Source organism: Pseudomonas cedrina subsp. cedrina (assembly GCF_001983175.1).
GTDB lineage: Bacteria > Pseudomonadota > Gammaproteobacteria > Pseudomonadales > Pseudomonadaceae > Aquipseudomonas > Aquipseudomonas cedrina.
This window is the reverse complement of sequence record NZ_MNPW01000011.1, coordinates 49,572-69,948: the sequence shown is the minus strand read 5'-3', so window position 1 is coordinate 69,948 and position 20,377 is coordinate 49,572. Positions and strand designations below refer to the sequence as shown.

19 protein-coding genes are annotated in these 20,377 nt (G+C 63.1%); 7 read left to right on the top strand and 12 right to left on the bottom strand.

The features are described from left to right. Positions 1-180 precede the first annotated feature (180 nt). Together BLL36_RS21930 and tspO are read right to left on the bottom strand one after the other, a co-directional pair. Positions 181-1,107, bottom strand: a complete 927-nt coding sequence (locus tag BLL36_RS21930) for an alpha/beta hydrolase fold domain-containing protein (RefSeq protein WP_076953487.1) — start codon at positions 1,105-1,107, stop codon at positions 181-183. Beyond that, positions 1,107-1,547 carry a tryptophan-rich sensory protein TspO gene (gene tspO / locus BLL36_RS21925; protein WP_076953486.1) on the bottom strand — a complete coding sequence of 147 codons (441 nt, stop codon included), beginning with the start codon at positions 1,545-1,547 and terminating at the stop codon, positions 1,107-1,109. Before tspO ends, BLL36_RS21930 begins: the two co-directional genes overlap by 1 nt. 174 nt (positions 1,548-1,721) lie before the next feature. Here tspO and chrA point away from each other — a divergent pair, with 174 nt between their 5' ends. Next, positions 1,722-2,921 carry a chromate efflux transporter gene (gene chrA, locus BLL36_RS21920; RefSeq protein WP_076953484.1) on the top strand — a complete coding sequence of 400 codons (1,200 nt, stop codon included), beginning with the start codon at positions 1,722-1,724 and terminating at the stop codon, positions 2,919-2,921. On the opposite strand, the gene BLL36_RS21915 is transcribed toward chrA, so the two are convergent. Beyond that, complete coding sequence (locus tag BLL36_RS21915; RefSeq protein ID WP_076953482.1) at positions 2,910-3,482, bottom strand: nucleotidyltransferase family protein; 573 nt, start codon at positions 3,480-3,482, stop codon at positions 2,910-2,912. The two genes, chrA and BLL36_RS21915, sit on opposite strands and share 12 nt — an antisense overlap. A gap of 597 nt (positions 3,483-4,079) precedes the next feature. Between BLL36_RS21915 and BLL36_RS21905 the strand changes: the two genes are divergently transcribed. Then, a complete protein-coding gene (locus tag BLL36_RS21905) occupies positions 4,080-4,319 on the top strand; it encodes a DUF6124 family protein (RefSeq protein ID WP_076953479.1) in 240 nt (79 codons plus the stop codon). Positions 4,320-4,322: 3 nt separating this feature from the next. On the opposite strand, the gene BLL36_RS21900 is transcribed toward BLL36_RS21905, so the two are convergent. After that, positions 4,323-4,556, bottom strand: a complete 234-nt coding sequence (locus tag BLL36_RS21900; protein WP_076953477.1) for a hypothetical protein — start codon at positions 4,554-4,556, stop codon at positions 4,323-4,325. Between the two features lie 202 nt (positions 4,557-4,758). On the opposite strand from BLL36_RS21900, the gene BLL36_RS21895 reads away from it, so the two are divergent. From BLL36_RS21895 to BLL36_RS21885, 3 genes are all read left to right on the top strand, one after another. After that, entirely contained in the window at positions 4,759-5,751 is a 993-nt protein-coding gene (locus BLL36_RS21895) for an AraC family transcriptional regulator (protein WP_076953475.1), read from the top strand. A gap of 133 nt (positions 5,752-5,884) precedes the next feature. Then, on the top strand, positions 5,885-6,919 hold the full coding sequence (locus BLL36_RS21890; protein ID WP_076953474.1) for a histone deacetylase family protein: 1,035 nt from the start codon (positions 5,885-5,887) through the stop codon (positions 6,917-6,919). After that, positions 6,916-8,007 carry a polyamine ABC transporter substrate-binding protein gene (locus tag BLL36_RS21885; RefSeq protein ID WP_076953472.1) on the top strand — a complete coding sequence of 364 codons (1,092 nt, stop codon included), beginning with the start codon at positions 6,916-6,918 and terminating at the stop codon, positions 8,005-8,007. The genes BLL36_RS21890 and BLL36_RS21885 overlap by 4 nt, the downstream gene beginning before the upstream one ends. Before the next feature lie 229 nt (positions 8,008-8,236). Here the strand turns inward: BLL36_RS21885 and BLL36_RS21880 are convergent, their stop codons facing one another. After that, positions 8,237-9,697 (bottom strand): MFS transporter, encoded by a 1,461-nt coding sequence (locus BLL36_RS21880; protein WP_076953470.1) that lies wholly within the window; start codon positions 9,695-9,697, stop codon positions 8,237-8,239. Positions 9,698-10,000: 303 nt separating this feature from the next. Between BLL36_RS21880 and BLL36_RS21875 the strand changes: the two genes are divergently transcribed. Further along, a complete protein-coding gene (locus BLL36_RS21875; RefSeq protein WP_076953468.1) occupies positions 10,001-11,767 on the top strand; it encodes a S8/S53 family peptidase in 1,767 nt (588 codons plus the stop codon). Positions 11,768-11,775: 8 nt separating this feature from the next. Here the strand turns inward: BLL36_RS21875 and BLL36_RS21870 are convergent, their stop codons facing one another. The 3 genes from BLL36_RS21870 to BLL36_RS21860 all read right to left on the bottom strand — a co-directional run bounded on the left by BLL36_RS21870 (position 11,776) and on the right by BLL36_RS21860 (position 14,043). After that, on the bottom strand, positions 11,776-12,384 hold the full coding sequence (locus BLL36_RS21870; RefSeq protein ID WP_076953467.1) for a LysE family translocator: 609 nt from the start codon (positions 12,382-12,384) through the stop codon (positions 11,776-11,778). A gap of 343 nt (positions 12,385-12,727) precedes the next feature. Then, positions 12,728-13,354 carry a glutathione S-transferase family protein gene (locus tag BLL36_RS21865; protein ID WP_076953465.1) on the bottom strand — a complete coding sequence of 209 codons (627 nt, stop codon included), beginning with the start codon at positions 13,352-13,354 and terminating at the stop codon, positions 12,728-12,730. A 65-nt stretch (positions 13,355-13,419) separates the two neighbouring features. Then, the gene (locus BLL36_RS21860; protein ID WP_076953463.1) at positions 13,420-14,043 is read right to left on the bottom strand and encodes a TetR/AcrR family transcriptional regulator; all 624 of its coding nucleotides are present in this window, start codon (positions 14,041-14,043) and stop codon (positions 13,420-13,422) included. Positions 14,044-14,178: 135 nt separating this feature from the next. On the opposite strand from BLL36_RS21860, the gene BLL36_RS21855 reads away from it, so the two are divergent. Continuing rightward, positions 14,179-14,619, top strand: coding sequence for a hotdog fold domain-containing protein (locus BLL36_RS21855; RefSeq protein ID WP_076953461.1), 441 nt, complete (start codon positions 14,179-14,181; stop codon positions 14,617-14,619). 42 nt (positions 14,620-14,661) lie between these two features. Here BLL36_RS21855 and BLL36_RS21850 read toward each other — a convergent pair whose 3' ends face one another. From BLL36_RS21850 to BLL36_RS21835, 4 genes are all read right to left on the bottom strand, one after another. After that, positions 14,662-16,389 carry an OPT family oligopeptide transporter gene (locus BLL36_RS21850; protein WP_076953459.1) on the bottom strand — a complete coding sequence of 576 codons (1,728 nt, stop codon included), beginning with the start codon at positions 16,387-16,389 and terminating at the stop codon, positions 14,662-14,664. A 237-nt stretch (positions 16,390-16,626) separates the two neighbouring features. Beyond that, on the bottom strand, positions 16,627-18,684 hold the full coding sequence (locus BLL36_RS31980; RefSeq protein ID WP_076953458.1) for a methyl-accepting chemotaxis protein: 2,058 nt from the start codon (positions 18,682-18,684) through the stop codon (positions 16,627-16,629). A 125-nt stretch (positions 18,685-18,809) separates the two neighbouring features. Then, positions 18,810-19,505, bottom strand: coding sequence for a tRNA (adenine(22)-N(1))-methyltransferase (locus BLL36_RS21840; protein ID WP_076953456.1), 696 nt, complete (start codon positions 19,503-19,505; stop codon positions 18,810-18,812). After that, complete coding sequence (locus BLL36_RS21835; RefSeq protein WP_076953455.1) at positions 19,502-20,221, bottom strand: FadR/GntR family transcriptional regulator; 720 nt, start codon at positions 20,219-20,221, stop codon at positions 19,502-19,504. Before BLL36_RS21835 ends, BLL36_RS21840 begins: the two co-directional genes overlap by 4 nt. Positions 20,222-20,377: the final 156 nt, after the last annotated feature.

The window sequence follows — 20,377 nt, the reverse complement described above, 5'->3', positions numbered from 1 at the left end:
ACACCTGTGGCTATCCGATTCTTGCGGTCATACCAAAGGCTGACAAACCCCTGTAGTGAGCGGGCTTGCCCCGCGCCGGGTGGCGAAGCCGCCCCAAAACCAGTCGCCCTAATTTTCCTGACACACCGCGGCGGCCCGGTTGGGGCCGCTTCGCAGCCCAGCGCGGGGCAAGCCCGCTCACTACACGTTTATCAGGAGCATCCGCTGCGCTATCCATGTGTGGCTGCAGGCGAGCACACTGGCTGCCATCGCCACCGGAAAATGGATGAACCCATGCGCCGACTCCGGCAACAGATACGCCTCTGCCTCTGGCCAATGTTCGGCGATCAACAGCGTGTCATCCTTCAGCGGATCCAGTTCCCCCACGAACATCAACGCTGGCGGCATCCCGCTGAAGTCGCCATACAACGGTGACAACGGCGGCTGGCGACGTTCGTCGTCACTCAAGCCCGGCGTTAGCATGCGCAGCGCCTCGACCATGCCCGGCCCATCCAGCATCAGCGTCTGCGGCCCCGCCGTGCGCACGCTGGGGGTGCCGGTCAGATCGTAGACGCCGTAATACAACACCGCCCCGCTTACCCGTTTGAGCAGTTCGGGCCATTGCTTCAAGGCCAGCAAGGTCGCCGCCGCCAGGTGCCCGCCAGCCGATTCGCCGACAACGAACACCGGAAGGTCGGCGAACTCATCGGCGGTCAGCAACCAACGCGCGGCCGTCAGGCAGTCTTCCATCAGGCCTTCGACCGGCGTGTCGACCGCCAACCGATAATCCACCGATACCACCGCCACATCGCACGCGTTGACCATGCCCAGGTTGAGGTCGTCATCCATCTGCGCATTGCCGATCACCCAGCCGCCGCCGTGGATGTCCAGCACCACGCCTTTGGGCCTGCCGCCGGGCCGCAGGATGCGCACCGGGATCCCGTTCACCCGCTTTATTTCCACCGCAGGCGCGCGTTTGATGGTTTGGCTGGCGCGCAACAGCGCCTGAATCAAACGCGGGGTGACGCGATTGCGGATCTTGAAGCGCGGCAACCAGGCAAGTTTCTGGTTGAAGCGGCGCATCTCGGCCAGTTCGGGCTCACTGGCAGGCCAGGGCGTGAAGGCCATCAGCGGTTATTGCGCAGGATCGAGAAATTCAACGCCGCCGCCACACACAACCACGCCAGGTAAGGGAACAGGATCAAACCGGTGATCAGGTCCAGGCGCACCGCCAACACCACCATCGAGGCCACGGTGAGCCACAGCACGGCAATAATCACCATCCCCGCGAGGACGCGATGGGCGCCGAAGAACACCGGTGTCCACAGTGTGTTCAAGGCAATCTGCGCCGCCCACAAGGCCAACACGATCTGGCTGCCCGGGATCAGGCTGAGGCGATAACCGGCCCAGGCCAGCAGCAGGTAGATGATCGTCCAGGCCACCGGGAACAGCCAATTGGGCGGGGTGAAGCTGGGCTTGACCAACGATTCATACCAGGCACCCGGCTTGAAGATAATGCCGGTGCTGGCGGCGGCGGCGCAGGCGAGCAGGAAGATAAAAAAGGTCATCGTCAGTCCTTGAGGTGGAGTGGGTAGAAAGCAACGCTCTGCTTGAATGACTCGAACCCGAGCGGAAAAATTCAATGAAGGCCGAAAAAATGCCGTCTCTTCTGCACGTCATCAAAATTGGTTATGGTGCCGGGAAGCCCTCCCACAGCTTAGCCCTCTACCCGAGATCCAACCTTGGCCAACCCGCTCGCCTCCTCCTCTAACAGCCCTTGGTCGGTGTTCCTTATCTTCCTGCGCCTGGGCCTCACCTCGTTCGGCGGGCCCATCGCCCACTTGGGTTACTTTCGCGCAGAGTTCGTGACCCGGCGACGCTGGCTCAGCGAACGCAGCTACGCGGACCTGGTCGCGCTGTGCCAATTCTTGCCCGGCCCGGCCAGCAGCCAGGTGGGCATTGCACTGGGCCTTTCCCGCGCGGGCTACGGTGGTGCCGCCGCTGCCTGGGCCGGGTTTACGCTGCCGTCAGCCATTGCCTTGATCCTGTTCGCCATGGGCCTTTCCCATTACGGCAACGCTATACCCTTCGGCGTGCTGCACGGTCTTAAAGTCGTGGCCGTGGCGGTGGTGGCCCAGGCCGTTTGGGGCATGGCGCGCAACCTGTGCCGGGGCGTGGTGCGTATTACGCTGATGCTGATCGCGGCCTGCGCGGCGCTGCTGGAACCGTCCGCCTGGGGCCAGGTCGGGGTAATCGCCCTTGCGGGCCTCGCCGGTCTGCTGCTGTTTAAGCCAGCGCCAAGTACCGAGCATGACGCGCTGCCGATCGCCATCAGCCGCCGCGCAGGCGCCTTGTGGTTGGGGCTGTTTGCGCTGTTGCTGGCGGGCCTGCCGATCCTGGCCGGTTGGCTGCCCAACCCGACCCTGGCCTTGGTGGATGCTTTCTATCGCACCGGTTCGCTGGTATTCGGCGGTGGCCATGTGGTGTTGCCGCTGCTGCAAGCGCAAGTCGTAACGCCGCAGTGGGTGAGCAGTGATGTATTCGTCGCCGGCTATGGCGCCACGCAAGCCGTGCCGGGCCCGCTGTTCACCTTCGCCGCCTTCCTCGGTGCGTCGATGAATCATGCGCCTACGGGCTGGCTGGGGGGCGTGATTGGCCTGTTGGCGATCTTTGCCCCGTCGTTTCTGCTGGTGATGGGCGCGCTGCCCTTCTGGGCCACCCTGCGCCGCAGCCCACGCACCCAAGCCGCACTGGCCGGGGTCAACGCGGCGGTGGTGGGGCTCTTGCTCGCGGCGTTGTACCAGCCGGTGTGGACCAGCGCGATTTTTAGCGTGGCGGACTTCGCCCTGGCGCTGATCGCCCTGGCAGCGTTGACCGTTGGGCGGCTGCCGCCCTGGCTGGTCGTGGCCGGCTGCGGCGCAGTGGGAGCGTTACTCGGCTGAACCCGGCTCGATGATCTTCAGCCAAGGCCAACGCGCCTGGTAACTGCGCGCCTTTTGCGCAAACAACGCAGGCTCCGCATGCAGCGGGTTGATGCGCAGCACGCCCTGCGCCACATCCTCCAAGCCATACGGCGCATACAGTTCACCCGTGGCAATCTCCAAGCCGATGCACGTACCCGCTACCAGGTAACGATCAATCCCCTGCTTGGCCGTGTGCAACTGCGGATACGGACGGCCAAACCGCTCGCCATACCAGAGGTGAACCCGCGCCTGGTTCTTGACTTCGACGTTGACGCCCAAGTCCCGAAACAGCGCCTCGGCCGCGCGGATCACTGCGTCCTCAGCCTCGTAGGACAGGTCGGTATCGAAGTAGAAAACGTCGTAGTCCTTGACGCCTTGGGCGGCGGGCAGGTCCGACTGATGATTCCACACCGCCTGGAACAGGCAGCCCGCCGTGAGAAAGCACTGGTCCACGCCGAGGTCCGGCAAACGCGCGGTGATTTGGGCGTTGATCGGGTTGGCCATGGCCAGGTCGAGCAGGGTTTTGACGGTCAATGTCATGGGCATTCCTTGTGCTTTCAGCGGCGTTCGCGGCCGATGAGCCTACACCAACGCCGCGTGCCTTTTACACCGTGTGTATGGACCGGACACATCGTGGTGTAGTGAGCGGGCTTGTCGAATCGTCGCACCGCCCGCGCTGGGGGGCGAAGCCGCCCCAAACCAGGCGACTCGGTTTATCTGTAAATCGGCGGCGACTGTATTGGGGCGGCTTCGCCACCCAGCGCGGGGCAAGCCCGCTCACTACGGGTTTAGAGACCAACCCACGTCCTTCAGACAAATCCCAAACCCATCCGACTCCTTGCCCCATTGCCTACGCGTACGTCAGAATCCGCCGGCTTGTGCGCTGGGGTGGTCGTCTCTAAGGTGGCTCGGTCGCCGACGTCTCGGTGATCGGGTTTAGTAGCCTGACGGTTTATCCAGACAAAGTGCACAAGCGTCATCAAGCAGACTTCCTGTCTGTACTTGATGGTGGCTGTGCGCAGGGCACCTTCGGGTGCGCCGGCTTTCGTTTGGATTCCCCGGTCTACTAACCTGCGCATAGCCGCCACCCTTCTGTTTAGTAGCTGAGGGATGTCGGCCCTAAACAGGAATTCAAACATGTTTAAAGTCACACCAGATCCAACCGCCCTCTTCAGCGTCGCTCCCAACGCCAGCAACGAAACCCTCATCACCAACAGCTACGAAACCTTCGCGTCCGTCAGCACCCTGCTGCTCGACCTGTCCGAAGACCTGTCCGGCAAACACCGCGACATCGCCCTGGCCATTCATCAACTGAGCGAACTGGGCGTACTGCTCACCGCCAAACTCCTTGACCGCGAAGCGCCCTGCTCCAGCTGATTATCAGCCCTTCAACTCACTCGCCCGGTTACTCGCCGCGTCGTCGTAAGCCACATACATCGACTCGGCGATCTGGCTTTTGATGGCTTTGGTGGCTTCCAGGCCGAGCACGAAACCCTCGGCTTTACCGCCAGCGCGGTTGAGTTCTTCGTGGGTGGAAGCGCCGGTGATGGCGTCGAGCAGCTTGAGCGCGTGGGGGCCTACGCCTTTAGGCAGGGAGATTTGATCGATGGACATTGCAGCACCTTTTAAGAATGGGGTCGGTAGCGCGTGAACCACTGCCGGGGCTGGCATGGTAGACCGGTTGCGGAAAAAAGGGGCCGCTTTCGGCCGAAATGGGCTGCAGGCGCACGCCTACACGGCATCGAACAGGCGTTAGCCGCGGGCTTCGGCACATAACTTGCTGCCCTTTCCAGCCATCCCCTGGCTGGAAGTCGTCATGTTGCACTCGCACCTCACCACCCTCAATGCGGTCTCGCTGGTACTCAGCACCTTCGAGGTGCAAGGCTGGCCCGCCGCGACGCTGCTGGCCGGCAGCGGTATCTGCGCGGCGGACTTGAGCCGTGCCGACACGCGCATCGCCACGCATCAGGAGATGCAAGTGTGCGCCAACGCCGTGGCCCTGCAGCGCGATATTGGCTTGAGCGTGGGCCGGCGAATGCATGTTTCGTCCTACGGCATGCTCGGCTATGCCCTGCTCACCAGTGCCACTTTCGGTGACGCTTTGCGCCTGGCTCTGCGTTATCCGGCGCTGCTGGGAACACTGTTCGAGCTGAGCCTTAAGGAGGACGGCGAACAGGTCTGGTTTACCGCTGGCGACTACCGCGAAAACCCGGCGCTCACCGCGTTCAATGTGGAGCTGTGCCTGGCGTCGTTGAAGGTCATCTGCGACGACTTGCTCGGCCACCCGCTACCGTTGCTGGGCGCGCGGTTCGAGCACGATGCGCCGGATTATCGCGCGCGCTACGCCGAGTGTTTCGATTGCCCGTTGCAGTTCCAGGCCACGACCAACGCGTTTGCCTTTGATAAACATTGGCTGGAGCAACCGTTGCCACTGGCCGACGCCGTAACCCATCACGCCATGGCCGAGCGCTGTCGCAAACAGAACACCGAATTTACCGGGCGCGAGGCCTGGCTGGGGCGCATCCGCCAGTTGCTGGCGGGGCAACTGCACGCCGCACCTGGGCTGGACGGGCTGGCCGTTCAAATGAACTGCTCGGCGCGCACCCTGCGTCGACATTTGCATGAGCTGGGCTGCAGCTACCAGGAACTGCTCGACGAGCTTCGTTTCGAGCGCGCCAAGCAATTGCTGGCCGAAGACCACTGGCCAATCCATCGAATCGCCGAGACCCTGGGTTTCAGCGAGACCGCAAGTTTCAGGCACGCCTTTGTGCGCTGGAGTGGCGTCGCGCCGAGCCGATATCGCGGGTAACGCCCCATAAAGGGTCGAATTACGGACAAACACTTTGGCCATATCTATCCCCTTTTGGCCGCTCCCGACGTTCTCAAAAACCGCGCCCACCGCAAGACTGCATGCACCGATACAGCCTGCGGAGAACAACAACATGCTGACGATCTACTCCGATGATCACCACCTGCACCACGGCCGCTGTGAACTGATGGACGGGCAACTGATGCCCTGCTTTGAGATGCCCTCGCGTGCCGACCATGTGCTGCAACGGGTCAAGGACCGTCAACTGGGGCCGGTGCAGGCGCCACAGGATTTTGGCCTGGCACCACTGCAACGCATTCACAGCCGCGACTATCTCGACTTTTTCCAGGGGGCCTGGGCGCGCTGGACCGAGTTCGGCCAGGACGGCGACCTGCTGCCCTACACCTGGCCCGCGCGTACGCTGCGAGCGGTGTTGCCCACCAGCCTGCACGGCCAGTTGGGCTATTACAGCTTCGACGGCGGCGCACCGATTACCGCCGGCACCTGGCAAGCGGCCTACAGCGCGGCGCAGGTTGCCCTCACCGCCCAGGCCGCTGTCCAGCAAGGCGCACGCAGCGCCTTCGCCCTGTGCCGCCCGCCGGGGCATCATGCCGCCGGTGACCTCATGGGCGGTTATTGCTACCTCAATAATGCCGCCATCGCCGCTCAGGCGTTCCTCGACCAGGGCCACAAAAAGGTCGCGATCCTGGATGTGGATTACCACCATGGCAACGGCACCCAATCGATTTTCTACGAGCGCAACGACGTACTGTTCACCTCGATCCACGGGCACCCGGAAGCGGAGTTTCCGTTTTTCCTGGGGTATGCGGACGAGCTGGGGAAAGACGCCGGGGCAGGCTTCAACTTCAACTACCCGCTGCCGGCAGGCACCGGCTGGCAAGCCTGGAGCGCCGCACTTGAACAGGCCTGCGCAGAGATCGAACGCTATGGCGCCGACATCATAGTGGTCTCCCTGGGCGTGGACACGTTCAAGGACGACCCGATTTCGCAATTCAAGCTCGACAGCCCGGACTACCTGGCCATGGGCGCGCGCATCGCCGGCCTGGGCAAGCCCACGCTGTTCGTGATGGAAGGCGGCTACGCGGTGGAAGAAATCGGCATCAACGCCGTCAACGTTCTCGAAGGTTTTGAAGGGGCAGCCCAATGAATATGCTCAAGTCACTCGTGCTCTGCGCGGCCGTTGCCAGTGGCATGGCCCACGCCGAGGGCAAAGCCCTAAAGGTCTATAACTGGTTCGACTACATCACGCCCAAGGCGCTGGAGGACTTCAAGGCGCAGAACCCTGCGATCAAGCTGGTGTACGACATCTTCGATACCAACGAAGCGCTTGAAGCCAAGCTGCTCACCGGCAACGCTGGCTACGACGTGGTGGTGCCGTCCAACGTATTCCTGGCCAAACAGATTGAAGCCGGGGTGTTCCAACCCCTGGACCGCAGCCAGTTGCCGAACTGGAACCACCTTGACCCCAAGCTGATGAAGCTGATCGAGGCCAACGACCCCGGCAATAAATTCGCCGTGCCCTACATGTACGGCACCATCCTGATCGGCTTCAACCCGGCCAAGGTCAAGGCCGCGCTGGGGGCCGATGCGCCGGTCGACAGCTGGGACCTGATCTTCAAGGAAGAGAACATCAGCAAGCTCAAACAGTGCGGCGTGGCGCTGCTCGATTCGCCCTCGGAAATCCTGCCGCTGGCGTTGCAACACCTGGGCCTGGACCCCAACAGCAGCAACCCCAAGGACTACGTCAAGGCCGAGGCGCTGTTGATGAAAATTCGCCCTTACATCACCTACTTCCACTCCTCCAAGTACATGGCCGATATCGCCAACGGCGACATTTGCGTGGCCGTCGGTTACTCCGGCAGCTTTTCCCAGGCCGCCAACCGCGCCAAGGAAGCCAACAACGGCGTCACCGTGGACATGCGCCTGCCCAAGGAAGGCGCGCCGATCTGGTTCGACATGCTCGCCATCCCCAAGGGTGCCAGCAACCCGCAGGACGCCTACACCTTTATCAACTACCTGCTGCAGCCGCAGGTGATCGCGCCGATCAGCGACTTTGTCGGCTACCCCAACCCCAACAAGGACGCCACCGACCAGGTAGACCCGGCGATTCGCAACAACCCCAACCTGTACCCCACCGAGGCAGCCATGGCCACGCTCTATACCCTCAAGCCCCTGGGCCGTGATGCCGAACGCGCACGCACGCGGGCGTGGACGAAGATCAAGTCGGGCAGATAAGTACCGGCCCTCCCGCAGCCTAGCCGGGACTCGACAGCTCTGTAGTGAGCGGGCTTGCCCCGCGCTGGGTGGCGAAGCCGCCCCAATACAGACACCGCCGAGTGCCAGATTAAAACCGCGTCGCCTGGTTTGGGGCCGCTTCGCAGCCCAGCGCGGGGCAAGCCCGCTCACTACAAGGTTGCGTAAGATACCGCTGGGTCAGTGAAGCGCTGATGACCCTGCATCACGCTCAATCCCCCGCCTGCGACAACGGCCTGGCCACGCTCTCCAGCGCCTGGCGCTCCGCCGCCACGCCCCAGATCGCCTGTACCAGCGCCGCACCGCACATCAACGCGGCCCCGATCAGATACCCGATCAACAAACTCCCGCGCTGCTGCGTCTGGATCAACTGCCCAAACAATGTCGGCCCGATGATCCCGCCCAGCCCGGTGCCGAACGCGTAGAACACCGCAATGGCCAGCGCGCGGATTTCCAGCGGGAACGTCTCCGCCACGGTCAGGTACGCCGAACTGGCCGCCGCCGAGGCGAAAAAGAAGATCACCATCCACGCCACCGCCTGCTGGGTCACATCGAACCAGCCTTGCTGGAACGCGTAGCCGCTCAGCGCCAGCAACACGCCGGAGATCGCGTAGGTGGCGCTGATCATGACGCGGCGGCCGACCACATCGAACAGCCGTCCCAACAGCAGCGGGCCGCAGAAGTTGCCGAGGGCCAGCGGCAGGACGTACCAGCCGACTTTCTCGGCGGGCACTTGGTAGAAGTCGGTGAGCACCAGCGCGTAGGTGAAGAAAATGGCGTTGTAGAAGAATGCCTGGGCGGTGAGCAGGGTCATGCCAACCAAGGCGCGGCGGCGGAAGCTGACAAACAGGGTGTGGAAGATTTCGCGCAGCGGCGTGTGGTCGCGGGCATGCAGGCGCAAGGGGGGGCTGCTGACGGCGTGCAGGTCGTGGCCTTGGGCGCGCAGGCGGGTTTCGATGCCTTCGACGATGCGGCGCGCTTCGTCGTGTTGGCCGTGGATCATCAGCCAGCGCGGGCTCTCCGGCAGCCACAGGCGCATGATCAGGATGATCAGGCCCAACGCCGCACCGATGCCGAAGCACAGGCGCCAGCCGAGGTCGCCGCCGACCACGTGCGGGTCGAGCAGCACAATGGCACCGCCGGCGCCGAGTGCCGCACCGAGCCAGAAGGTGCCGTTGATGGTCAGGTCGACCCAGCCGCGATAGCGCGCCGGGGTGAATTCCTGGATCGTCGAGTTGATCGCGGTGTATTCGCCGCCGATGCCCATGCCGGTGAGGAAACGGAACAGCAGGAAGGTTTCCAGGTTGAAGGAAAACGCGGTGGCCGCCGTGGCGCCGATGTAGAGCCACAAGGTGATGAAGAACAACTTGCGCCGGCCCAGGCGGTCGGTGAGCCAGCCAAACAGCAAGGCACCGAGTACGGCGCCGGCAATGTAGACGCCGCCGGCCAGGCCGATGTCGACATTGCTCATCTGCAGGCCCGGGCTGTCTTTCAGCGCGCCGGACACCGAGCCGGCCAGGGTCACCTCCAGGCCGTCGAGCAGCCAGGTGATACCCAGCGCAAAGACCAGCAGCGTATGAAATCGGCCCCAGGGCAGCCGGTCCAGGCGCGCCGGCAGGTCGGTTTCGAAGACCGCACCGGGCTTGTGGGTGTGAAGCTGCTGATCGATCATCGCGGCGTCCTCGTCCTATGAAGCACGTTATGAATTAGGAGTGGGCGCCGGGAGCGGAGTTCAACTACTGAGTGTGTGCAGGCACTGTCGAGCCCCTGTGGGAGCTCCCGAGCTTTAGCGAGGCTGCGATAGCGGTGTATCGGGCGATGAAGAGGGTGAATTTACCGCCGCCTTCGCAGCCTCGCCGGGGCTCGACAGCTCCCACAGTTGAGCGCTATCGGTGCTGAGATTGCATTCTCATCCTCTGAACGAAGCGCCCCTCTTCGCAGTCCGAACACCATCACTTCGGCCAAGATCCTGCCCATGCCCCTACGCCCCGCTGTCCTCGCAACCTTCTTCACCCTGGCCGCCAGTACCAGCGCGGTCGCCCAGGAGCCCTTGCGGCTGGAAAACCTGAAACGCTGCGGCGACCTGTTGGAAAACCGCCAGCAGGACTGGTGCCTGAAGGTAGGCGGATCAGGCGACGCAACGCCGCAACTGAAACTGGCCGGCAAGGCGCTGCCGTCGGGTGCGCTGCAACGCGACGGCAATCAGCTGCGCTTGCGCCTGGACAGCGTGCAGCACCAGAGCGGCCCGCTCTGGCTCGAAGATGGCGCCCGCCGCAGCAACGCTGTCTGGCTGACCCTGCGCAACAGCCATGTAGTCGCGGCCACGCCGGGCGAAGTGGCGAAGAACATGGACGGCCTGACCACCTACGTCGACCTGGTCAGCGTGCTGATCGAAGAAGACCACGACGGTCGCCAGGAAGCCGAGCGCCTGGCCCACAAATACGGGGCCACTGTGGTCGGCAGTATCGCGCCGTTGAACCTGTTTCAACTGCGCCTGCCGGCCAAGGACCTGGTTCAGCGTGATGCCCTGGTGCTGCGCCTGGGCAGTGAAACCAGTGTGGATGCGGTGGTGATCGAAGAGTCCGCTGCCGAAGAATCCGAGCACGCCGCAACGCCTCCCAAGGCACCGAGCAAACCCGCGGCGGATTCTGATGAATGGGCGGCCAACCGCTTTCTCGACGCGGTCGCCTACTACCAGCGCCGGCTTCCGGGGCAGCACACGCCGATTGTGCCGCAGCCGGTGCGTGTGGGCGTGATCGAGCGCGGTGTGGATTTCGACACGGCGGATTTCGCTGATTACCTGGGCGGCTGTTCGCCCAAGCGCACCTGTGTTTACGCGCGCGACACACGTGCTCCAGACGGGCATGGCACCACGGTGGCCGGGATTCTTGCGGCGAAGTGGGATGATGGCGGCAACACCGGTTTCCTGCGCGGGCTGGATAAGGCCAGCGGTGGTTTCGATGTGATTGTCGACCGCAATTCCGACGCCGGCATCACGGCCAATATCGCCGCATCGGTCAACCTGGTAGAGGACGGTGTGCGGGTGCTCAACTGGAGCTGGGGGATTCATCGTGTCGGCGCCAGGGACGTCAACGGCGATGAGGTGGGTTCGCTGCTGCGCTCGGGTATCGCCATGAGCGGGTATGAGGAGTTGCTGGAGGAGTTTTTCCTGTGGCTGCGCAAGGAGCATCCGGACGTGATCGTGGTGAACTCCGCGGGCAACGGCTCGGCATTCTCCGGCACGGATGACTACCGGCTGCCCTCCTCCTTTATCACCGAACAATTGCTGGTGGTCGGCGGGCACCAGCGCAGTGAACGCGGCGGGGTCGCCATCGATGACCCGGCTTACGCGGTCACCCGCAGCTCTTCGAACGTGGACATGCGCGTGGACATCACCGCTGCGGCCTGTGCCCATGCGTCTACTAAAAAGGCCGGTGAGGAAGGCGTGGTGCATTGCGGCACGTCCTACGCTACGCCGATGGTGGCGGGGTTGCTGGCGGCGATGCTGTCGATCAACCCGCAGCTTCAGCCCGAGCAATTGCGCATGTTGCTGCGCCGCAGCGCCATGAGTATCGGCGACAACAATGACTTCGAACGCAGCGACGCGCAGGACCTGACCGCGCCGATCCTGCCGTCGGAGCGTAACTATCAGCTCAACGACAAGGACGTAGGCCGTTCGGCGCGGCTGGACATGCAAAAGGCGTTGGATCTGGCGGTGCAGAGCCGCACGCGTGTGCGGTGAGACGGGCCTCAGCCATGCATCGGCAAGGCCACCCCGAACAGCACGAAGAACCCGCCGCAGGTTTTATTGAACCGTCGCCCGGTTCGCGCCAGCCAAGGCCTGACCTTGTGCGCTGCGCTGGCGACCGTGTATTCGACAACAAACTCGACGACGGCGTAGGTCAGCGCGATCGCCGCCGTCTGCGCGAAAATGCTGCGGTGCGGGTCCAGGAAGGGTGGAATAAACGCGGTAAACAGCAGCAGCGCCTTGGGATTTGAAATGGCTGAGACCAGCCCTTGGCGCAACAGCGACCAACGTTGCGGGCCGGCCGTAGCGGGGGTATCAAGGTTGATGGGCGCTGAACGCCACAGGCCCAGGCCCAACCAGATCAGGTAGAGCCCGCCGGCAATTTTCAAGGCCATGAACCAGGTGGCGGATGCCTGGATCAAGGCGCCCAGGCCCAACGCGCACAGCGTCAGCACCATGGCGAAACCGAGCACGCCACCGGTGATGGTGAACAGTGTTCTGCGGCTGCCATGGATCGCGCCATGGGCCAGCGCCAATAACGCGTTCGGCCCGGGTACTACCGCGATGCCGCAGCAGGTAACCAAGTAGAGCAGCCAGGTATCGAATGGCATGATCAGGTCTCAATGGCTAGGTTAGAGCTTGCATTTTGCAAATGGACGAGAGCCATGGAAAGCGCATAATCCAAGCAGTGCGCTGAGAGAAAGCGATGCGATACAGGCGTAGCGGCTAGCTAACAGGGGCACCGAGGTGATCCCTTCGCAGCCTCGCCAAGTCTTTTTTTGAGAACGCAGGAGCACTTGTAGTGAGCGGGCTTGTCCCGCGCTGGGCTGCGAAGCGGCCCCAATCAAGCAACCTCGGATTATCTGGAACTCAGCGGCGTCTTTGTTGGGGCGGCTTCGCCACCCAGCGCGGGACAAGCCCGCTCACTACAAAGTTGTGCCAATATTTATGGAGTCATTTGGCGAACGCATACTCCCCGCCCTGCTCCACCGCCTTGCGATACGCAGGCCGTGCCTGGAATTTTTGCACCCATGCCGCCAGGTTCGGGTAGGCCTGCAACTTGCCTTGGGCCCCTGCCACTTCGCCGATAAAGCTCATCTGGATGTCGGCGCCGCTCAACTCATCGCCGAGCAGGTACGGGGTCTGCCCCAGCACGTCGTTGAGGTAACCCAAATAATTGGCCACTTCCGATTCAATGCGTGGATGCAGCGGCGCGCCTGCATCGCCGAGGCGGCCCACATAAAGATTGAGCATCAACGGCAGCATGGCCGAACCTTCGGCAAAGTGCAGCCATTGCACGTACGCGTCGTAAGCCGCGCTGGCCGGATCCGGTTGCAGGCGGCCCTGGCCGTGCCGGCGGATCAGGTAGTCGATGATGGCGGCGGATTCGATCAGCACGTGGCCGCCGTCTTCGATCACCGGGGATTTGCCCAGCGGGTGAATGGCCTTGAGCTCAGGCGGCGCCAGGTTGGTCTTGGGGTCGCGCTGGTAGCGCTTGATTTCGTAGGGCAGGCCAAGTTCCTCGAGCAGCCACAGGATGCGTTGCGAGCGTGAGTTGTTGAGGTGGTGGACGATGATCATGGCGTGCTCCGGGAAAAGGGGTCCTGAAAGAGACTACGCCAGCGCCCAGGAGTGCCGAGATTAAATTATGCACTCGTCTGGCTGATCGACGCCCATGCCGCCTGCGCCAGCAAGGCTGCGTACTCGTTCGGGCTTTTCTTGACCCGGCCAGACAACCACGCCCGGGCGTAGCTCTCCGCTGCGCCGATGATCAGCGACAGCAAAAGCTCGGCGGGAACATGGCTGAACGCCGCACGGCGCCCTTCGTCGCTCATCCACTCGGTCAGTTGCCGATTGCGCTGTTTGTTACGGCTGAGCAACTCGTCCTTGAACGGACCATTGGCCACGGCGAAACGGCTCTGGAATACAAACCGCGCCCAGTCGGGTTGCGCGTCGACCCACTCCACGTAACTGCGCACCAGGGCTTCCACGCCCGCCTGGGCAGTCTGCGCCTGCTGCAAGTAGCGCTCTCGCAGGGCGGCCTGGTCTTCCAGCGCGGCAAAAAACAGCGCGGCGACAATGCCTTCCTTGTTGCCGAAATGATGGTAGATGGCGCCGACGCTGGTCTCGCACCGCGCGCGGATGGTCTCGATATTGGTGGCTTCGATACCCACTTCGTTAAAGCAGGCCAGGGCCTCGCGCAGGATGCTGCGCTTAAGGTCGCTGCGCCGGCCCGGGAAGGAGCGCTCGATCAGATCAGGTGCGTGCATGAAGTGGCTCGCCAAATGGACGCAGTCTAAAGCTACGGCAGCCCGTAGAGAAGGCATGGCTTGACATGCACGGAATATACGGAATATTGTTCCTTTACAGAATATTATTCTGTTAATCCATTGTGAGGATATTCCATGAGTCAGGCTCTCAGCATGTTCAATAGCGTCGGTGCGTCTGCGTTCAGCAACCTGGCGTGCCAGATGGCGCCCTACTTCAGCACCATCACGCCCACCATCACCGAGTTGCGCCCAGGGCACGCGGTGGTCGAAGTGCCGTTTCGCAAGGAAATCACCAACCACCTGGCCTCTGTGCATGCGATCGCACTGTGCAACGCGGCCGAGCTTGCGGGCGGGATGATGACCGACGCCTCCATCCCCGCAGGCGCCAAATGGATTCCCAAGGGCATGACCGTGGAGTACCTGGCCAAGGCCAAGTCGAACATCCGCGCCGTGGCGGATGGCAGTGGGATTGATTGGGAAACCGCCGGGGACAAGATCGTGCCGGTGGATATCTTCGATGCGGGCGAAGTGAAGGTGTTCACCGCGAAGATCACCATGAATGTGAAAATCGCCTGAGCCTGATCAACAGGCTCGCGCCATGCCGAGCCTCGTTCCCCCTCAGCCGTTCCCCACCATCGCCCACAAGGAAGCGCCCACGCCGGTGATGCTCTCCCCGGCGATCAACCCGGCGGCGGCGGTTATCGCGAAGCGTTCGGTGAGGCTCGGCCAGCGGCAACTCACCAGCCAGGTGAGCACGGCGCCCAGGGCCATCATCAGCGACACCGAGGCCGGCAGTACAAAGGCCAGGCCCAATGCCGCGGCGCTGGGCAGGTAGCGCGCGCGATGGGCGGGCAACAGGCTGTCCAGCACGCCGAGCAACACGCCCACCACGCCACCGATGGCAATCGCCCAGCGGATGCTGGTCGACAATGAGTCCAACCCGTGGGTAAGGGTTTGCGCCACGGCTTTCCAAGTGGCGACCGCTGGCGCCGGCCATTCTTCGGTGAGCAGCATGGTTTGTGGGTCGGGGATCAGCGCCAGGTAGGCGAACACACCGACGATGCTGCCGATGAAAATCCCCAGGATCTGCGCGATCACCTGTTTATGCGGCGTGGCGCCGATGGCCTTGCCCACCTTGAAGTCATTCATCAAGTCGGTGCACTGCCCAGCCGAGCCGCCGGCCGTGTTGGCGCTCATCAGGTTGATCGGCACCTGCCCCGGCGCGACGATGCCAAAGCTCAGCTGCGACAGTTGGCCGATGGCGCCGATCGGGGGAATGCCGGTGGCGCCCACCACGCGCGCGGCGACCGCAGCCAGGCAGACCGCCAACGGAATGGTGAGCAAGGCCATCCACAGGTTGATGCCGAACAGCGCCGCCTGCAGGCTGACCACCAGGATAATCGACACGACCAAACCCGCTGCGGGCCCAGGTTTGGGCACCGTCCAGGTTGCGCCGCCGAGGGAACGGGTAGACCGATGCAAGGCCCAGAGACGAATCGCCAGTGAGGCCAAGGTGGAACACACCATCAGGCTCACGCCCGGCCAGAGCAACCACTCCACCAGTGCGGCAAATTGCGGGCCTTGGCTGCCTGCGGGCAAGGTCACCAGGTTCTGCGCCAAAAGCCACGGCCCCAGGCCGCCCCAGGCGAGCAAAGCACCGAGCAACAGGGTCAGGCCCACGCGAATGCCAATAATGCCGCCAAAACCCACCAGCAACAGTGAAGGATCGGCGGTAAAGGTCAGGCGCTCCAACTGAGCGCTGGGCGACCAGCGTGGGAAGGCCCACAGAAAAGTGTCCACCCATTTGACCAACCCCGACAGCAACGCCGCGCTGAGCAGCACCTTCAAGCGCGTCGCGGCTTCGCGGCCGTGGTTGTAGATGTGCAACAGGGTTTCGAGGGTGGCCATGCCTTCGGGAAACTTCAGCGCCTTGTCATTGAGCAATGACGGGCGCAGGTACCAGGCGATCCAGATGCCCAGGAAGCTGACCGAGAACACCCAGGCAATCATGGGGATGGCATCCAGTTGGTTGCCGGTGAGCAAGGTGTAGGCAGGGATCGGCGCCACCAGCCCGCCGGAAATGATCGACGCGGCAGCCGAGGCCACGGTCTGGTTGATGTTGCTTTCGTGCAAGGTCCACGGCAATTGCCCGGTGGAGCGCTTGGTCAAGCCTTGCCAGATCGCGTAACCGACCAACAGGGCAATGATCGACATATTGAACGACCAACCGATCTTCAGCCCCGCGTACACGTTGGAAGGCGTGAGCAGGATGCCGAGGACGGTGCCGGTGATGACGGCGCGCAGGCTCAGTTCGCGGGTCACGGGGGCGAGGGTCGTGGCAGGCATGCGAATTCCTTTCGGCAAGGGAACAGGGTGACTTAACAAGTGAGCCCTGTCGCGGCCGAAGGTTCAGATGGCTGGCATGGTATTGAAAACACTGGAGATCAAATGTGGGAGCTGGCTTGCCTGCGATAGCGGTGTGTCAGTGCCAGATGGAGTGACTGAACCACCGCCATCGCAGCGGTGCGGCGATCCGACAAGCCAGCTCCCACAGGGGGATGTGTTCAGCCTGTGAACATCAGCTCAGCCCAGACGAAACCGCGCAGTGTTGTCACTCAGGGCCTGGCTGCCCTTGCTCAGGGTGTCGGCCGCTCGGTTGACGGCCCTTGCGCCATCGAGCAAGCGCCCGGCCGCCTGGTCGACTTGCTGGATATTGCCGCTCACCTCGTCCGCCGTCGCGGCTTGCTCCTCAACCGCCGTGGCGATCTGCGCCAGGGTGTCGGTGACGTTCTGCACCGCGCCGGCGATCTCGCCCAGGCGCGTGCCCAGCCCGGTGACGGACGCGGCGTCGGTCAGCGCTTGTTCACAGGCCGCGCCCATCAAGGTGACCGCCTGGCTCACCGTCGCGCGCAGGCTGTCCACGGTGCCGGCGATCTGCGCCGTGGAGGCCTGGGTGCGTTGCGACAGGCTGCGCACTTCATCGGCCACTACGGCAAAGCCTCGGCCTTGCTCGCCGGCGCGGGCGGCTTCGATGGCGGCGTTGAGCGCCAGCAGGTTGGTCTGTTCGGCGATGGCGCGAATGGTGTCGACCACCGATTGAATCTGTTGGCCCTGCTGGCTGACTTGCGCCAGCGCATCGGCGGTGTCCGTCAGGCGCTGGTTGAGCTGCTGGATGCTGGCGGTGGTGCGTTGGCTGTCGCGGCTGCTGTCTTCGGCAATACGCCGGGTGTGCTGGGCACTGCCGGAGGCTTGCTCGCAACTGCGCGCGACACCCAGGGAAGTGGCGGCCAACTGCGTGGCGGCCGCGGCGATCTGGCTGATCTGATGTTGCTGGTCTTCGACTTCGGTGAGGGTACTGCCCGATTGCGCGTTGAGCGTGAGCACCGCTGAACCGAGTTGCTGCGTCTCGTGATTGACGCCCAGCAGGCTGGCGCGCAATTGCACCACCGCGACGTTCAGCGCCGTGCTGATGGCAGCGAGTTCGTCACGCCCCTCCACTGCCACCTCGACACACAGATTGCCGTCACGCAGGGACTCGGCCAGGGTGGTGATGCCGCTGGCGCTGCGGCGGATGGACGCTTGCAGGCACATGAACAGGTACAGCGCAGCCAAGGCCAGCAGGCTGAAGGTCGCCGCCAGGGGAAGGAACTTTTTCAGCGAGGCCTCACGGTAGTAATCAAGCCGCGCATCCAGCGAGTCGAGCGATTGCCTGCGCAGCGCGCCGGCACTGTCGAGCAGGGTGTCGACACTGCGCTCGAAGCCTGCGGTATCGAGTTTGATGGTACCGCCGAAAACCCCATCGTCGAGTACCTTGAGCTCGTTATCCAGGCGTTGCAGGCTGTTTTCATATTGCTCGGCCCAGGGCTCCATGCCGGTGTAAGGCTTGGCTTTCAGCGAAGCCGCCACCTTGACCAACTGGTCCCGCGCATCACCAATACGGCTACGCAAGTCACGCATCTGCAAACGGCTTTGCAGGGTGAACTGCCCCGAGGCGATGGACGACTGGCCGACACTGGCCATGCGGCCGATGCGCTCGATCAGATCGGAAGAGTACTGGGTGGAAATCTGCATCAGCAGGTAGGTTTCCAGCCACGGGTCGAGGATCAGCCCGCTATCCAGGGCAACCTGTTCACGCAGGGTTTGCGCGGCCGCCAGGATCGCGGTGAAACGGTCATAGCCGTCCGGCCACCAGCCCACGCTGCGCAGTGATTGGGAATCCATGCCCTTGACCACGGCTTGCAAGGCCTCGAAACGGGTCATGATATCGGCACCGGCATTTTCGGCCTTGAGTGCGTCGCCCAGCGCTTGCAGGCTTTGCTGGATCAGCGGGACGTTGGCATCGACCTTATCCATCGCCGCCTTCGCCGCCGGCGTTGGCGCGTGCATGATGTCGAGTGCTTTCCAGCGTGCCGCCAGGTTACGCTGAGCCGCCAGCTGGCTATCGAGCGCTTCAAGTGCCAACAGTTGGCGAACGCCGGACTGCTCGCTGGAAATCACGGTTAATTTGTCGCGATAGTCCGACCCGATAATCCACAGGCTACCCGCCAGGGGCAGCATGAACAGGAAAAAAAGGATCTGGAATTTACGCGCGAAACCGACACGCCCGAGCAGGCGGATACCGGGTGACAAAAGGCTGTGCATGTCCGACCACTCCCAAAGACAGCGCATACGGTATACCGGGGGGCGAAGCTTTGAAATAACTAAAGGCAAAATGCCATGTCACTGATCGGAAACGCACCTCCTGCAGGCGCCCACCGACCTATCAATCACGCCAATAACGCAGTAATCCATTTGGCCTGCCTGGCAATCTCCTGCACCTTCTCCTCAGGCACCGCCTGCCGCGCGTGCTTCAGGCTGACCAACGTCTTTCGCTTCTGGCTCAGCATGCGCTGCCACTTGGCCAGGAATACCGGACTGCGCGCCTGCATCTGCAGCGGGCCGAAATACAACTGCTCAGCGGTATACGCCACCGGTCCGGCGCGCTCGGCGACGATAATTTCGTAATAGAACCGGTTCTCCCGGAGCAGCTCTTCACGGACGATGGAATAACCGTTGTCCATCAGCCAATGCCGCAGCGGTTGCTCGCCACCGTTGGGTTGCAGGATCAGCCGTTCCTGCCCGTTCAGGTACGCCTTGCCGCGTTCGAGAATGTCGCGGATCGTCTCGCCGCCCATGCCGCAGACGCTGATCGCTGTGATGCCGTCGCGGGGTTCGATTGCCGCCAAGCCATCGGCCAGGCGCACCGCAATCCGTGGCTCCAGGCCGTTGTCGCGCACCGTGCGCTGCGCCGCATGGAAGGGCGTAGTCGCCACCTCCCCCGCCAGCGCCGCGACGATTGCGCCTCGACGCATCAACGCCACCGGCAAGTAGCCGTGGTCGGAGCCGATATCGGCCAGGCGCGCGCCCAGGGGCACGTTGGCCGCCACGCGTTCCAGGCGCATCGATAGCGTGTGTTCGTTCACCGACGCTGCTCCCCCGAAAAACGGTCCCGGCTGTTGGTCAAGTGCAGCACCATGGCGGCGCGGGCAGCGTCCGGGTCCTGGCGCTTGATCGCATTGAAGATCGCCTCGTGTTCCAGGTTCGCCAATTGCCCCAATTTGGCAAAGTCGGCGCCGCCACGCTCATCGACCTTCACTTGAGTGCGCGGGATCATCGCATTGCCCAGGTGCAGCGTGATTTCGGTGAAGAAGGTATTGCCGGTGGCTTCGGCGATCAGTTGGTGAAAGCGCTTGTCTTCCTCCACGCAGCTGTCGTTGTTGGCCAGGGAGGCCTGGTAGTCATCGAGCGCCTGGCGCATATGACCCAATTGATCGTCGGTTCGACGCAACGCCGCCAGTGCCACGGCTTGAACCTCCAGGCCCAGGCGCAACTCCAGCATGTTGCGCACACTCGCCACGGTGTCCACGTGCAGCCGCAAACCTTGCTGGGCTTGCTGCAGCAGTACGAAGGTACCGATCCCATGACGGGTCTCGACCAGTCCCGACGCCTGCAACTTCGAAAGTGCTTCGCGCACGACGGTTCGGCTTACGCCGTGCTCCTGCACGATGGTGGATTCGGAGGGCAGTTTTTCACCGGGCTTCAATTGACCGAGCAGGATGCGTTGGGTCAGCGCATCGACCACGCCCTGGGCCAGGTTGGTGGAGCGTCTACGGAGGGGGGTTGCACGTTCAATGGGCATTGCTGGGAGGTCCACGGGGTTGAGCTGGGGGGAGCTTAACATCCGGCCTGGAGATGGTCTCAGGTCGATTCAATAAACCGCCATCTTGTATGACAACCTAGATCCTTACCCCACCTCCAAACGTTAGCCTCCGTAGCACCCAAAGGGTGAACCGCA

Excerpts from the sequence above, each read along its gene's own strand:
- BLL36_RS21930 (WP_076953487.1), bottom strand. The coding sequence starts at position 1,107 with ATGGCCTTCACGCCCTGGCCTGCCAGTGAGCCCGAACTGGCCGAGATG.
- tspO (WP_076953486.1), bottom strand. The coding sequence starts at position 1,547 with ATGACCTTTTTTATCTTCCTGCTCGCCTGCGCCGCCGCCGCCAGCACC.
- BLL36_RS21915 (WP_076953482.1), bottom strand. The coding sequence starts at position 3,482 with ATGACATTGACCGTCAAAACCCTGCTCGACCTGGCCATGGCCAACCCG.
- BLL36_RS21905 (WP_076953479.1), top strand. The coding sequence starts at position 4,080 with ATGTTTAAAGTCACACCAGATCCAACCGCCCTCTTCAGCGTCGCTCCC.
- BLL36_RS21900 (WP_076953477.1), bottom strand. The coding sequence starts at position 4,556 with ATGTCCATCGATCAAATCTCCCTGCCTAAAGGCGTAGGCCCCCACGCG.
- BLL36_RS21895 (WP_076953475.1), top strand. The coding sequence starts at position 4,759 with ATGTTGCACTCGCACCTCACCACCCTCAATGCGGTCTCGCTGGTACTC.
- BLL36_RS21890 (WP_076953474.1), top strand. The coding sequence starts at position 5,885 with ATGCTGACGATCTACTCCGATGATCACCACCTGCACCACGGCCGCTGT.
- BLL36_RS21885 (WP_076953472.1), top strand. The coding sequence starts at position 6,916 with ATGAATATGCTCAAGTCACTCGTGCTCTGCGCGGCCGTTGCCAGTGGC.
- BLL36_RS21880 (WP_076953470.1), bottom strand. The coding sequence starts at position 9,697 with ATGATCGATCAGCAGCTTCACACCCACAAGCCCGGTGCGGTCTTCGAA.
- BLL36_RS21875 (WP_076953468.1), top strand. The coding sequence starts at position 10,001 with ATGCCCCTACGCCCCGCTGTCCTCGCAACCTTCTTCACCCTGGCCGCC.
- BLL36_RS21870 (WP_076953467.1), bottom strand. The coding sequence starts at position 12,384 with ATGCCATTCGATACCTGGCTGCTCTACTTGGTTACCTGCTGCGGCATC.
- BLL36_RS21865 (WP_076953465.1), bottom strand. The coding sequence starts at position 13,354 with ATGATCATCGTCCACCACCTCAACAACTCACGCTCGCAACGCATCCTG.
- BLL36_RS21860 (WP_076953463.1), bottom strand. The coding sequence starts at position 14,043 with ATGCACGCACCTGATCTGATCGAGCGCTCCTTCCCGGGCCGGCGCAGC.
- BLL36_RS21855 (WP_076953461.1), top strand. The coding sequence starts at position 14,179 with ATGAGTCAGGCTCTCAGCATGTTCAATAGCGTCGGTGCGTCTGCGTTC.
- BLL36_RS21850 (WP_076953459.1), bottom strand. The coding sequence starts at position 16,389 with ATGCCTGCCACGACCCTCGCCCCCGTGACCCGCGAACTGAGCCTGCGC.
- BLL36_RS31980 (WP_076953458.1), bottom strand. The coding sequence starts at position 18,684 with ATGCACAGCCTTTTGTCACCCGGTATCCGCCTGCTCGGGCGTGTCGGT.
- BLL36_RS21835 (WP_076953455.1), bottom strand. The coding sequence starts at position 20,221 with ATGCCCATTGAACGTGCAACCCCCCTCCGTAGACGCTCCACCAACCTG.